This window comes from Paenibacillus shunpengii (assembly GCF_042684905.1).
Classification (GTDB): Bacteria; Bacillota; Bacilli; order Paenibacillales; family Paenibacillaceae; genus Paenibacillus; species Paenibacillus shunpengii.
The window spans coordinates 182907-195844 of the sequence record NZ_JBHUMJ010000004.1; the positions used below are offsets into that span (position 1 = coordinate 182907).

Sequence of the window (12938 nt, forward strand, 5' to 3'; positions counted from 1 at the left end):
CGATGAAATATGATATGTTATTACTCCGTTTTGGAGAGTTTACACTGAAAGGTAAGAACCGAAAGAGGTTTGAGAGATCCGTAATTAAGCATGTGAAGTCTAAATTAAAGGCCTATCCGGGAACCTCCATTATTGAGGAATATGGGAGAATGTACGTAGACCTTGGAGAGAACGATCACCTTATTATAATGGATAGCTTACGCAAGGTATTCGGGATTGTCTCCATTAGTCCTGTTAAGGTAACCCCATCCGTAGCAGATGAGATCGTGGCAGCCTCCCTTGGTTTTATGGAAGAGCTGGATCCGCAGCAAGGAACGACCTTTAAGGTAAACGCTAGAAGGGTCTGGAAAGCGTTCGAGCATTCTTCTCATGAGACGAACCATTTGGTGGGAGCCCCGATCTTAAGAAAATTCAGTGCGCTTAAAGTGGATGTAAGAAATCCGGATATTGAGCTTAAGATTGAGATTCGCGAGGCGAGAACTTATCTATATTATGAATCTGTTCCTGCCGTCGGAGGCTTTCCCCGTGGTTCTAATGGCAAAGCCATGATGCTGCTATCAGGGGGAATAGATTCACCTGTTGCCGCCTGGTCTTCCATGCGCCGGGGACTAGAGCTGGAAATGGTTCATTTCTTCAGCTTCCCGTTTACAAGTCAAAAAGCAAAAGATAAAGTCATCGAGCTGGCTAGAATTCTTGCTGATCATGCCGGTGAAGTGAAGCTTCATCTGGTTCCTTTTACAGAGGTTCAAACTTCGTTTACGAAAACGGGGCAGGATAATTTGATGATTACACTAATGCGCCGTTCGATGCTTCGAATTGCAACTCAGCTGGCGGAACGGGAAGGGGCACTGGCTATTGTAAGCGGAGATAGCCTTGGTCAAGTAGCCAGCCAGACGCTTGGAAGCATGAATGTCATTGGGAGGGCAACTGATCTTCCATTGTTAAGACCGCTTGTCATGATGGACAAGAGTGAAATAGTAAAGATTGCTGAGGACATCGGTACGTACTCCACTTCGATTTTACCTTATGAAGATTGCTGTACCTTGTTTGTGCCCAAGTCACCGACAACGAATCCGAATTTGCGGATTGTCGAAAAGATTGAAGCCTCTATTCCGGAGCTTCCTGAGTTCATTGCGCGGGCAGTGGAGCAGACTGAGACACTGGTACTGCGCAGTAATCACGACACAGCTATGCCTGATTCGATACAGGAAGACTGGTTTTAAGAAGTTTACTTTAATAAAACGAAAAGGCCTATCGCTGATATGATCAGCAATAAGCCTTTTTTTGTTCTTCGATCAGGTTGGTGCTAGAAGCTTGTCCAGAAACAATCTTCACTTGTTCTCGTTTTATGAGTAGGAATGTTCTCTCTTCACATTCTGCTGTTTCCGATAGCCAGCAAACAGAACACCGCCGATGACAAGAACAATAAATAGGATCCGAAGAACGGGATGCGAGATAAAGAATGTTTCAAATCTTCGTTCCTCCGTAATCATATTTGAGGCTGTGTAAGCGAGTACAGCAGCGCCAATATACATGACCCAAGGGAAACGATCGATGAGCTTGATAAACAAGGTACTGCCCCATACGATGACAGGAACACTGATCAGCAGACCCAAAATAACGAGAATCAGATTTTGCTCTGCTGCGCCAGCAACAGCGATTACATTATCAATCCCCATGGCCGCATCAGCGATGATAATGGTACGTACAGCCGACCATAACGAGCTGCCGGCCTTGATATCGCTATGTTCATCGGCACCTTGATCGGCCAGCAGCTTGTAGGCAATACCCACGAGCAGCAGCCCGGCAACCAGCAGCAGCCATGGAATTTGCAGCAGCCACAGCACGATGATGGTTGCCAGGATCCGAATCAGAACCGCACCTCCAGTACCATAGACAATGGCTTTCTTCTGAACACTTTGCGGTAAATTACGGGCAGCTAATCCAATGACGATTGCGTTGTCCCCAGCGAGGATTAAATCAATAAAAACAATTTGTAGCAAGCTGATTAAAAACTGACCGATATCCAATTCTTGTCACTCCTTTACTCTAACCATGATTCCGAATCATCCGATTGCTTAAATCGGAGTTCATTATATTCCTCTGATTTCTCAGCGTCAAGCATAGCTCGGACAACCAGGGCATACATCTAGTGTATGGAGGTGTTTACCCTGTTCATGGATGATATTTGGCTTATAATGCAGATACTTATGATTAACCTTGTTTTAAGCGGCGATAACGCTGTCGTCATTGCTATGGCAAGTCGTAATTTGCCTGAGCAGAGCCGTAATCGAGCAGTATGGTGGGGAGCATTTGGCGCGGTGTTATTAAGATGTATTTTAACCTTTATTGCGGTGCTCATACTTGGTATACCGTTTATACAAGCGGCTGGCGGACTTATGCTACTCTATATTGCGTTTAAATTGTTGTTTGACGAAGATGAGAATGTGAATGTCAAACAATCTACAACTTTATGGAGTGCGGTATACACGATACTCGTCGCTGACTTTGTCATGAGTCTCGACAATGTTCTGGCCATAGCTGCAATCGCAGATGGCGATCTAGCACTCATTGTAATTGGGATCGCGATCAGCATTCCCATTGTTGTATGGGGCAGCGGTATTATTGTTAAGCTGCTTCAGCGCTTTCCGATACTGGTCTTCGCAGGTTCGGGTATATTAGCTTATACGTCCGGCGAGATGGTCCTTCGTGATCCGAAGCTGGGGTTATGGCTCCAAGAGGTTTTTGCAGGCTATGAGACCTTGCTGCCCGCAGTTTGTGTTATATTGGTTATGCTTGGCGGTGCATTTTTCAAAGTGTTAAGATATCGGGTGGATACATAAATAGATGAATCATAAACCGGCAATCGAAGTGGAATGCCGGTTTTTTTGTATTGTTAAGCGTAAGATCGATGAGGAAAGAGCTGGAAATGTAATGTTTTTTCAAATATGAAGCATGACAGTAGTTTTTTGCAAAAACATCGGATAAACTAGAAATATATACGCTAATATAGTTCCTAGTGAACGTAGATCTTGAATTGCCTTGGATAGAAGCAGAGATCATCATACAAACGGGGTGAAGTGTGAAGTGAAGGGAAGAAACGAAAGGTTGGTAGGCATCTTTATTGTCATTGCCGGTCTTGTCATCTTACTTGGTCAATTGGGCTTTTTCAGTTTTCTTGGACGAAATTTCTGGCCGCTCATTTTAATCATTCCAGGAATTATTCTCCATCTTTTTTATTTCTTCAGAAATACGAGTGCCGTTATTTTGGTGCCGGCGGGAATTCTGACGGTGTATGGTATTTTCTTCCTCATATGCAGTATTTGGGGATGGCATCTGACCGCAACTCTATGGCCTGTCTTTATAACAGGGGTTGCCCTAGGCTTGTTTGAATATGCTTTATTTGAATACCCTCGGCCAGCTGTGATCTACAGGACATCCATTATTTTGCTTGCCGTGTCGATCGTGCTCTTGTTCATAACCATGCTCACTACCGGATTCATATATGTCGTCGCTGCTATACTTATCTTTGTGGGAATCTGGCTTATCTTCGGAAGGCCTAAACCGACCCGGCGGCGTTTTCGATAAGCTACTTGATTTTTAACATTTTTCGTCTATAATATAAGGGATATATGTGCGTCGGAGTTATCACCCGGCGCTTCTTTTGTGAGTAAGGTCGTTATATATTACAAGAATCGAACTTTATGGCTTTGTATCGTGAATTTTGATTCAAGAATCAAGCCTCATGACTTCATTATCATGAATTTTGATTCGAGAATCAAATCTCATGGCTTTGCACCATGAATTTGATTCAAATAGAAATGATTTTGGAAAGGATATGGATATAAACCATGCATGTAAGAGAGAATATTCGCAATATTGCGATCATTGCCCACGTTGACCACGGCAAAACAACACTTGTAGACAAACTGCTTCAACAATCCGGAACCTTCCGTGAACATGAGGCCGTACAAGAACGCGCCATGGACTCCAATGATTTGGAACGTGAACGCGGGATTACGATCCTTGCCAAAAATACTGCGATCAATTATAAAGATTTTCTTATCAACATTGTTGATACACCAGGACACGCCGACTTTGGCGGAGAAGTAGAACGGATTATGAAAATGGTTGACGGTGTACTGCTTGTTGTCGATGCGTATGAAGGCTGCATGCCGCAAACGAAGTTTGTACTGCGCAAAGCTCTGGAGCATAACCTGACGCCAATCGTTGTTGTTAACAAAATTGACCGCCCAGCAGCTCGTCCGGCTGAGGTTATTGATGAAGTTCTGGATCTGTTCATTGAGCTCGGTGCTAATGATGAGCAGCTTGACTTCCCGGTTGTATATGCTTCTGCACTTAACGGTACTTCAAGCATGGATCCTGAGAAACAAGATGACAACATGATGAGTCTCTATGAGACGATTGTTGATCACATTCCTCATCCAACAGAAAGTGTTGACGAGCCGCTGCAGTTCCTCGTAACGCTGATGGATTACAATGAATATCTGGGTCGTATTGCAATTGGACGCGTGAACAGAGGCGTTATTCGTCAAGGACAGGCTGTAACAGTTATCCAACGTGACGGCTCCAATAAAACTGCGCGTATTGAGAAATTGTTCGGATTCCAAGGGCTGAAGCGCGTAGAAGTAGCTGAAGCAGGTGCAGGCGATATCGTTGCCATTGCGGGAATTAAGGATATTAATATCGGTGAAACGATAGCTGATCCAGCGAATCCTGAAGCATTGCCGGTTCTTAAGATTGATGAGCCAACGCTTCAAATGACATTCCTTGTTAATAACAGTCCTTTTGCTGGACGCGAAGGTAAATGGGTAACATCCCGCAGACTTCGTGACCGTCTGTTTAAAGAGCTTGAGACGGACGTAAGTCTTCGTGTCGAAGAAACAGACAGCCCAGATGCTTATGTTGTATCCGGCCGTGGTGAGCTTCACCTAGGTATCCTGATTGAGAACATGCGCCGTGAAGGCTATGAACTTGCGGTATCCAAACCGGAAGTTATCATTAAAGAGATCGACGGCAAGAAAATGGAGCCAATTGAGCGCCTAATGATCGATATTCCTGAAGAAAGCATGGGTGCGGTTATGGAAAGCCTGGGTTCCCGTAAAGCCGAAATGGTCAACATGATCAATTCTGGTAACGGCCAGGTTCGTCTTGAGTTCCTGATCCCTGCACGCGGCTTGATTGGATATCGTACGAACTTCTTGACACTGACTCGCGGCTATGGCGTAATGAACAATGCATTTGACAGCTATGGTCCACTCGTTGGCGGTCAAGTTGGTGGACGTCACCAAGGCGTGCTCGTATCCAGTGAGAATGGTACATCAACATTCTATGGTATGATTGGTGTTGAGGACCGTGGTATGTTGTTCCTTGATGTGGGAACGGAAGTTTATGAAGGAATGATCGTTGGTGAACACAATCGTGACAATGACATCGTTGTAAACATCTGTAAGGAGAAACAACTGACTAACGTTCGTTCGGCAACCAAGGACGATACAGTGAAGATGAAGACTCCTATAATCTTCTCCTTGGAGCAAGCTCTGGAGTACTTAAATGATGATGAACTGTGTGAGATCACACCGAAGTCCGTTCGTCTTCGTAAGAAGCTCCTGAATAAGAGTGAGCGTGAGCGTGCGGAGAAGCATCGCAAGATGTCCCAAGCTAATCTATAATATGTAAATAATACGCTTGGAAAAGAGAGCATGTACTTGAAAGGAGCTGAACGCCGCCATGCAGGCATGGTTTGCGTCACACCCGATCGTTAGTTATGTGGTTATATTTGTACTGATTACGTATGTCTACAATAAGGTATTTCGCCCGCAGCAGAAAATGCCGTTACTCAAAGAGATATTACTGTACATTTTGATGGCCATCGGCTCCTTCATGCTGCTCGTTTTCCAAATCGATAAATTGCCGATTATTCAATGCTTGCTTGTCGCAGTAGCACTGATGCTGCTGGTCAGAATCCGTTATTTTGTGGAAGCTCGGCAGAAGAAAAAAACGGAGTCTTCTGGAGAGACAAGTAAAATGTAGCTTTAGTAAAGACAACTTCATATGCACACATTAGAGAGACCGCCCTAATCAGCGGTCTTTCCGTTCTTTTTGGAGCAGTTAAACTCATTTTTTAAGTGGATGATATACCCAGATTTGAAATGCGGCAGCGGTGGCGGTAATATGTAAGAGCAACCATAGAAATGTATAAAGGTGTTGAATTTATAATATGAGTATGGGATCTAACGGATTGCCCCCACGCAATAGAGGCGGCAAGAGCAGCGATAACAACACAGCGCAGACAACGACGAAGAAGAAAGTGAAGAAGAAGAGTCCAGCAAAAACATTTATGAAGTTGGTATTATCTCTCATTGTTATCGGTTTGATCGCAGGTATTGGCTATTTGTACATGGTATTTAATGATGTGATCGACACAGGGAACAATAACCCCGTAGCAGCTGAAGATTCAGCCAAGGTGAAGCCGCAGACGATGCTGATCTTGGGAACGGACTATCGAGAGGAGACAGGCACTCATCTGTCTGACGTCGTGATGGTAGCCTCACTGCATCCGGAGACGAAATCTGCGACGATTGTATCTCTGCCACGTGACACGCTGGTTCAGCTCGAGGGCTATACCGAGAGGAAGCTGAATGAGTTCTATCCTCGCTTCAGAGCTGCGGCGAAAGAATCAGGTATTTCAGCTGAGGAAGAAATGCGGGTTATGCTCGGCAAATACTTGGATGTGGATATTAATTACGTCACCGTGCTGAACTTCAAGGCATTTGAAGAAATCGTAGATGCCTTGGGCGGAGTCGAAGTGAATGTGAATCAGAACATGTGCTATAAGGATACCGCGGATGATACTGATATTAATCTCACTGCGGGTCAACAGACCTTGAACGGTGAAGATGCACTCGGGTATGTACGCTATCGCAAATCAAACTGTGATCCCAAAACGCCGGCTTCCGACGATTTCTCCCGTAACCAGCGTCAAAGCGAAGTTCTGCACTCGTTAATGGATCAAATGAAGTCTCTTGGCGGTGTTACGAAGATTGGTAAAGTCGTGGGTGCTGTCGATGATAACATGACGACCACGGTAGAGAGTGATCAGGTTAAGAACTTCATATCAACCTACTGGAATCTTCCTAAGGATAGTGTAAACTTTGTGCCGGTGACAGGAACATGGAACAGCCCTTATGTATATATTAATCAAGGGGAGTTAGACCAGGCGAAGCAAGCACTAGCTAAGGAGCTGGCAGGCGAGCATACATCTGCAGCTGCTGAAGCTTCGGGGGAATAAAGTATCCGCAAAATATCTATTCAAACTATGGAGAAGTAGTGATATAATGTGGATGTATCCCATAGATGGAAATTCATTAGCGGAGGTCCTGTCTATGTCCAATTATGCTAATCGAATGGAATATCGCTCTCTTCATATGAATATGCTGACAAATGCACTGTTTTGTCATGAATACAAGCCCGGTGAACGCTGTTCACTGGGCTTTTTGTATTTCATGTGATGAACGATGCATATTCCACGGATATTTTCAGGAAATTGTACAATTATTTGCTCCCGGTCGAATACATTTAGATATGGGATACACGATTGTCCTTATCGCTGCCCATAGCTTGCCCTAGCTGTGCTTAAAAGACGCCGCCTTGGAGGGGATACCAATGAAAAAAATTTTTGTGTTGGATACGAATGTGCTGCTTCATGATCCGGGCGCCATTTATGCTTTTGACGAGCATGAAGTTGTAATTCCTGCCGTAGTGCTGGAGGAAATCGACTCCAAAAAGCGTAATGCAGATGAAATAGGGAGAAATGCGAGATATGTCTCGCGTTCATTAGATGGATTAAGGGAGCAGGGACATTTGCACAGTGGGGTACCTTTACCGAATGGTGGAAACTTGAAGGTAGAACTGAACCACCGCAGTTTTATAAGAGTACAGGAGATGTTTGGTGAAGTTACGAATGATAATCGTATACTAGCAGTAGCGCTCAATTATCAGCTGGAGCAGGAGGATAACGAGGAGCCGCGGGACATTGTATTGGTCAGCAAGGATGTACTCGTACGTATCAAGGCAGATGTGCTTGGTCTCAATACACAGGATTATTTGTCTGATCGTACCGCAGATCCAAGCGAATTATATCCGGGGTATACTGCGATTAGAGTCCACCCTTCCGTAATCGATGAATTTTATACGTATCGTTTTCTGCCTATCAAGCCATTGCAGCTAACCTATAATCTGTATCCACACGAATTTATTATATTAAAGGACGAGATGGGCACGGGAAAATCCGCCCTGCTTAAGGTGAATCAGGAGGCTACCAAGCTAGAGCCTTTATATCTCAGCAATGATCCGGTTTGGGGGATTGTCGCACGTAATGCACAGCAGAGAATGGCTTTAGAGCTGCTCTTAAATGATGATATTCCGCTGGTGACAATTACAGGTAAAGCCGGAACAGGGAAAACGCTGCTTGCCCTTGCTGCAGGACTCCTGAAGGTTGAGGATGAACATAAATACAAAAAGCTTCTCATAGCAAGACCGGTGGTCCCAATGGGGAAGGATATTGGTTACCTCCCTGGGGAAAAAGAAGAGAAGCTTCGTCCCTGGATGCAGCCGATCTATGATAATCTGGAGTTTCTGTTCGATACAAAAAAGGCGGGTGACATCGATAAAATACTCATGGGACTCGGCAGTATTCAAGTAGAAGCGCTCACTTACATCCGGGGCAGATCGATTCCTGGACAGTTTATCATTATTGATGAAGCTCAGAATCTATCGAAGCATGAAGTAAAGACTATTGTCTCCCGTGTAGGTGAAGGAAGTAAGATCATTCTGATGGGTGATCCAGAGCAAATTGACCATCCATATCTTGACTCAGCAAGCAACGGCTTAACATATATTGTGGAGCGATTCCGTCAGGAAGGGATCAGCGGACACATTATGCTGGAAAAAGGCGAACGCTCCAAGCTCGCCCAGCTGGCAGCTGATCTCTTGTAGGTCATTTATTTCCCGGAAAATGAAATATAATGCGAAAAAGAACCGGATCCCATTCCGGTTCTTTTCTGAGTTAATAGGACAAGCGGACTATACATTTGGTACAATAATGGGGAAAGGTTGGATATGTCTAGGGGAGGTACAGAAGCTGTGAAGCGAAGAAACCACTGGATACTCTTTGTCGTGTTATTCTTGTCCTTAACCATATTGTCTCCAAGCTTTGATATATCAAGAGACCCGGTTACAGATGAGGACGATCAGAGCACGGATCCGTTATATCGTCCAGCTCCTCCGGCTCCACAGGAGCAGCAGCCATTGAAAATAGCAGTTTCGATGCAGGAGCAGGATTTTGCCGTTTTTCAGCGCCTCGCTGTAGAGATCGGAAATAAGATTGGCAGTGATGTTGAAGTACATAACATGCAAGAAACGGTTGAGAGTGAGGCGTACGCAGCCATTCGCGAAAGCTATGTACTAGGTGATAGTGCAGACATTACCTTACTGAATAATTACTATATCCGATTGTTTGCCATGCAAGGCTATTTGAGACCCATTACAGGGAATGATCTGAATGGAACGGCTGCTGATCCATTTCCACAGACCATTACAGTAAGTGAATGGAATGGATATCGCTGGGCTGTTCCTCTTGATATTGATCCATATCTCTATGCTGAGGCTCGTAGTGACAACGCGTCGTCACCACCCTTGCAGTCAATGAACTCAGATGAGGATTGGATGAACCGAATGACCGCATGGTCTGAGACGGATGATAAGCCATTCTTCTTGGATGTGGAGGACCCGCTGGCGTTTGCCTCCTGGCTTGAATTTCGCGGAATCATTCGTCAAACCGAGGAGCCCTTCAATCCTGCTGGGCAGAGCGAACAGATGCAGGCTAGGATTCAAGATCTGGAGACGCTGCTTCCTTATATTGAGACAAACTTCAAGGATTCTGTCTCCGGTCAATTGAACTGGACGTCTGGAATTGTGAAGCTATCTGATATGCTGCCCGAATATCGTGGTGAACTCACGGAGTACATTAATAACGATGTCGAAACACAGGCCCTTACGGTGACAGGACGCAGCTTCGCCATTTCCTCTCGAACAGGGCAAACAGATCTGGCTACGGAATGGATTAAGGCCATGACATCCCCTGAATCCGTACAAGACTGGTTTGAAGAGACTGGGAATCTGCCTATTTATAGATCGCTTTATGAAGAGCTGGAGATGCGGGACATTACAAGAGCGGTTCCTGTTCAGGCTCTGGAACAGAGCCTTGAGACTGCTTATCGCGATGACTTGATGGATTGGAATTTGTTGAATCGTGCACAGCCTCTGATCACACAATTTCTGCGTGGTGACATCTCGGCTGAAGCTTATAATTCGCGTGTTCAATCCTTATTCTCAGAGCAGGAGGGGGATGCAGTGTCTCATGAGTCTGTGCCGGATCCGCAGCAATGATCGGTGTTATTTCAGGGCTAACTCAAGTGTCACTTCAAGCGTCTGATCCTTTGTTGAGACATCGGTTGCCTTAATGAAAGACATTAGCTTTTGCGGGTAAAATCCTAGATCAAATTCCTGCTGAAGCATGCTCCGCGTTGTATCTGGAAGTTCAAATCCGTTAAATACGAGCTTGTCTACATGAAACAGCAGACCGTTAGCCGGCTCATCAATGACGGTATAATGACCTTGTACAGCAAGCTCAAGATTGTCTCTTTTTCCACTGGCAATGATATAATCATCCGTAAATTCGAAGGCGAAATCGTTGAATATTTCATTCTCCGTTCTCAGAAAATCGTTTAATTGCTCTTCATTGATTCGGATCGAATAGGTACGGCCATTGGTTGATATGATGCCTTTCTCCTGCTGGACAAAATTGGGCAGATTATTCATAGCGGAGGCAAGTGCGCCGAAGTACCGCTTCACCTCATGAATGCCTACATTGCTCCAGTAAGTATTGAGCTCCTCCATCAGCTTCTCCATCAGCTCCCGGTTATCACTGCTTGCCAGCGTATTCTCAACCTCCTGCTCCAGCAAGAGGACTCTTTCCCGTTGATTCTGCAAATTTTGTTTAAGCAGACGAAGCTCTGCATCATTCTGATCTAGTTTAACCGTCATTTCTTCAAATTCCTGCTGCCTCGAATGATATGCATGAAGCACCTCTTGATCTCTGCCTATTATAATCTCATAATAGCCTGCCAGAATTTGAATAGAGCGCAGCGACTTTGCCTTTAAAAAAACATGCAGCAATTGATCTCGTTCCCCCATATAATAGGATCTCACAATAGAGGCCGCACGGTCCTGATGATCTTTCATTTCTTCCTTATGTACAGACATTTGGGTTTCTAGTGATGACCGCCTCTCTTCAATTTGCTGCTGCTGTTCTTCTATACGTTCAATTTCGTGATCAATCTCAACGATAGACAGGCTGTTCTGCAGAACATCTCTCGTATTCTCGTCCATAGCAGGTTCAGCCTGAATAGGGGAGATATGAAGAAAGAACAATAGAATAGAACAACAGATGGTCACATAATATGTAGAACGATTTCTCATCTCATATATTTCCTCCCTATAGCTTGTACAAGTAAATGGGTACTGAATAATGACAAACTTTCTATATCATATACTTAAAACATACATATGAAAAAGAAAACAAATAAAGAACGGACCAGCTTAACTTCGCTGATCCGTTCTTTATTTTGCTTAAAAGATGTGCTATAGAGGTTTGCCCATTTCGAATACAGTCCAGTAGCTAAAGCCTGAAAAGGTGATAATCATGTAAGCCCAGAACAATAAAATATATGTTCTCTCCGTGAATTTCAAATAACCGAGAATTACGAAAAAAGCGGTTTGAAGGAAAAATAATAGTGCCATCTCCAACATATCACCTGCAAAGGCCATAAGACCAATCGTTAGAGTGAAAAATCCCAGTACACGAAACATGCGCGCCACGATGACTTACCCCCTCTCTTAGGAACGCTCGTCTAATTGCTAAGTAACATTATAGCGGTTAAGGAAAATGATGTAAATAAAAAATGGATATGAAAGCGAAATCTTTTAGGGTATGTCCAGGGAGCAATTTGGAAATACATTTTAGTATGAAATAGATTCTATGAACTCTATGAAGGGCATAAGAATGATTAAAGCTGAATTTTATAACCGGCTTCTCATCTCATAGCTTGATGCATGCTGAGAGGTGGAGCTGTGATTATGGATGTCGTTAGGAGGTTTATAGCATGACTGCTGTTAGACAGGATGCTTGGAGCGCGGAGGATGATTTGATCCTGGCTGATGTTACCCTTCGCCATATCCGGGAAGGAAGTACTCAGCTTGCTGCTTTTGAGGAAGTTGGTGAAAAAATCGGTAGAACTTCGGCCGCGTGCGGTTTTCGCTGGAACAGTTTTGTTCGTAAAAAGTATGATGAAGCGATAGGCATTGCCAAGGCTCAGCGCCAAAAGCGAAGCTATTCGAGAAGACATGCTGCAGTTCAGCCTCAAGTTGCAGCATTATCGGTAACGGAAACCGATGAGCTTATGTACAGAACAGAGGGATTCTCTGAGGAAACCTTGTCTATTGATGCGGTGATCCGCTTCTTAAGACAGTGGAAGGGTATGGTTCAAGAGAATTCTAGACAATTGAAGCTTATCGAGAAGGAACTGCGTGAAAAAGAAGAAGAATTGAACGAGCTTCGATTCGAGAATGATCGCTTATCCAAGCAAGTTAGTGAAGTACAAACCGATTATCGGGTAGTAAACGATGATTATAAAGCGCTCATTCAAATTATGGATCGTGCCAGAAGACTCGCCTTTTTGTCTGAGGAAGATGAAGAGAAAACGCGGTTCAAAATGGATGCTAACGGCAACCTGGAACGAATTGAATAAACTCGAATACACAGTAACAATTCTAGATTAGAGATTACGGAACTATAA

Annotated in this window: 13 protein-coding genes; 10 read left to right on the forward strand and 3 right to left on the reverse strand. The window is 44.3% G+C overall.

Going from position 1 to position 12938, the window contains the following annotated elements:
- Nucleotides 1–2 precede the first annotated feature (2 nt).
- Nucleotides 3–1223 carry a tRNA uracil 4-sulfurtransferase ThiI gene (gene thiI, locus ACFSVM_RS17180; protein WP_379263602.1) on the forward strand — a complete coding sequence of 407 codons (1221 nt, stop codon included), beginning with the start codon at nucleotides 3–5 and terminating at the stop codon, nucleotides 1221–1223.
- A gap of 123 nt (nucleotides 1224–1346) precedes the next feature.
- Here thiI and ACFSVM_RS17185 read toward each other — a convergent pair whose 3' ends face one another.
- The gene (locus ACFSVM_RS17185) at nucleotides 1347–2030 is read right to left on the reverse strand and encodes a TerC family protein (RefSeq protein WP_076313260.1); all 684 of its coding nucleotides are present in this window, start codon (nucleotides 2028–2030) and stop codon (nucleotides 1347–1349) included.
- A 147-nt stretch (nucleotides 2031–2177) separates the two neighbouring features.
- On the opposite strand from ACFSVM_RS17185, the gene ACFSVM_RS17190 reads away from it, so the two are divergent.
- The 8 genes from ACFSVM_RS17190 to ACFSVM_RS17225 all read left to right on the forward strand — a co-directional run bounded on the left by ACFSVM_RS17190 (nucleotide 2178) and on the right by ACFSVM_RS17225 (nucleotide 10470).
- Nucleotides 2178–2843, forward strand: coding sequence for a TerC family protein (locus tag ACFSVM_RS17190; protein ID WP_076313259.1), 666 nt, complete (start codon nucleotides 2178–2180; stop codon nucleotides 2841–2843).
- A gap of 244 nt (nucleotides 2844–3087) precedes the next feature.
- On the forward strand, nucleotides 3088–3588 hold the full coding sequence (locus ACFSVM_RS17195; protein WP_076313258.1) for a LiaF transmembrane domain-containing protein: 501 nt from the start codon (nucleotides 3088–3090) through the stop codon (nucleotides 3586–3588).
- A gap of 263 nt (nucleotides 3589–3851) precedes the next feature.
- A complete protein-coding gene (typA, locus tag ACFSVM_RS17200; RefSeq protein WP_076313257.1) occupies nucleotides 3852–5693 on the forward strand; it encodes a translational GTPase TypA in 1842 nt (613 codons plus the stop codon).
- A 58-nt stretch (nucleotides 5694–5751) separates the two neighbouring features.
- Nucleotides 5752–6054, forward strand: coding sequence for a YlaH-like family protein (locus ACFSVM_RS17205; RefSeq protein ID WP_076313256.1), 303 nt, complete (start codon nucleotides 5752–5754; stop codon nucleotides 6052–6054).
- A gap of 187 nt (nucleotides 6055–6241) precedes the next feature.
- Nucleotides 6242–7312, forward strand: a complete 1071-nt coding sequence (locus ACFSVM_RS17210; RefSeq protein WP_076313255.1) for an LCP family protein — start codon at nucleotides 6242–6244, stop codon at nucleotides 7310–7312.
- Between the two features lie 94 nt (nucleotides 7313–7406).
- Complete coding sequence (locus tag ACFSVM_RS17215; protein ID WP_256209764.1) at nucleotides 7407–7532, forward strand: hypothetical protein; 126 nt, start codon at nucleotides 7407–7409, stop codon at nucleotides 7530–7532.
- Between the two features lie 154 nt (nucleotides 7533–7686).
- Entirely contained in the window at nucleotides 7687–9018 is a 1332-nt protein-coding gene (locus tag ACFSVM_RS17220; protein ID WP_076313254.1) for a PhoH family protein, read from the forward strand.
- A gap of 147 nt (nucleotides 9019–9165) precedes the next feature.
- Entirely contained in the window at nucleotides 9166–10470 is a 1305-nt protein-coding gene (locus ACFSVM_RS17225) for a hypothetical protein (protein WP_090725386.1), read from the forward strand.
- Nucleotides 10471–10476: 6 nt separating this feature from the next.
- Here the strand turns inward: ACFSVM_RS17225 and ACFSVM_RS17230 are convergent, their stop codons facing one another.
- Both ACFSVM_RS17230 and ACFSVM_RS17235 read right to left on the reverse strand, forming a co-directional pair.
- Entirely contained in the window at nucleotides 10477–11562 is a 1086-nt protein-coding gene (locus tag ACFSVM_RS17230; protein WP_076313252.1) for a hypothetical protein, read from the reverse strand.
- A gap of 162 nt (nucleotides 11563–11724) precedes the next feature.
- Complete coding sequence (locus tag ACFSVM_RS17235; protein ID WP_047910852.1) at nucleotides 11725–11961, reverse strand: DUF2626 domain-containing protein; 237 nt, start codon at nucleotides 11959–11961, stop codon at nucleotides 11725–11727.
- A 284-nt stretch (nucleotides 11962–12245) separates the two neighbouring features.
- Here ACFSVM_RS17235 and ACFSVM_RS17240 point away from each other — a divergent pair, with 284 nt between their 5' ends.
- Nucleotides 12246–12890 (forward strand): RsfA family transcriptional regulator, encoded by a 645-nt coding sequence (locus ACFSVM_RS17240; protein ID WP_076313251.1) that lies wholly within the window; start codon nucleotides 12246–12248, stop codon nucleotides 12888–12890.
- Nucleotides 12891–12938 lie beyond the last annotated feature (48 nt).

Coding starts and splice junctions, on each gene's coding strand:
- thiI (WP_379263602.1), top strand. CDS start 3: ATGAAATATGATATGTTATTACTCCGTTTTGGAGAGTTTACACTGAAA.
- ACFSVM_RS17190 (WP_076313259.1), top strand. CDS start 2,178: ATGGATGATATTTGGCTTATAATGCAGATACTTATGATTAACCTTGTT.
- typA (WP_076313257.1), top strand. CDS start 3,852: ATGCATGTAAGAGAGAATATTCGCAATATTGCGATCATTGCCCACGTT.
- ACFSVM_RS17205 (WP_076313256.1), top strand. CDS start 5,752: ATGCAGGCATGGTTTGCGTCACACCCGATCGTTAGTTATGTGGTTATA.
- ACFSVM_RS17210 (WP_076313255.1), top strand. CDS start 6,242: ATGAGTATGGGATCTAACGGATTGCCCCCACGCAATAGAGGCGGCAAG.
- ACFSVM_RS17215 (WP_256209764.1), top strand. CDS start 7,407: ATGTCCAATTATGCTAATCGAATGGAATATCGCTCTCTTCATATGAAT.
- ACFSVM_RS17220 (WP_076313254.1), top strand. CDS start 7,687: ATGAAAAAAATTTTTGTGTTGGATACGAATGTGCTGCTTCATGATCCG.
- ACFSVM_RS17230 (WP_076313252.1), bottom strand. CDS start 11,562: ATGAGAAATCGTTCTACATATTATGTGACCATCTGTTGTTCTATTCTA.
- ACFSVM_RS17240 (WP_076313251.1), top strand. CDS start 12,246: ATGACTGCTGTTAGACAGGATGCTTGGAGCGCGGAGGATGATTTGATC.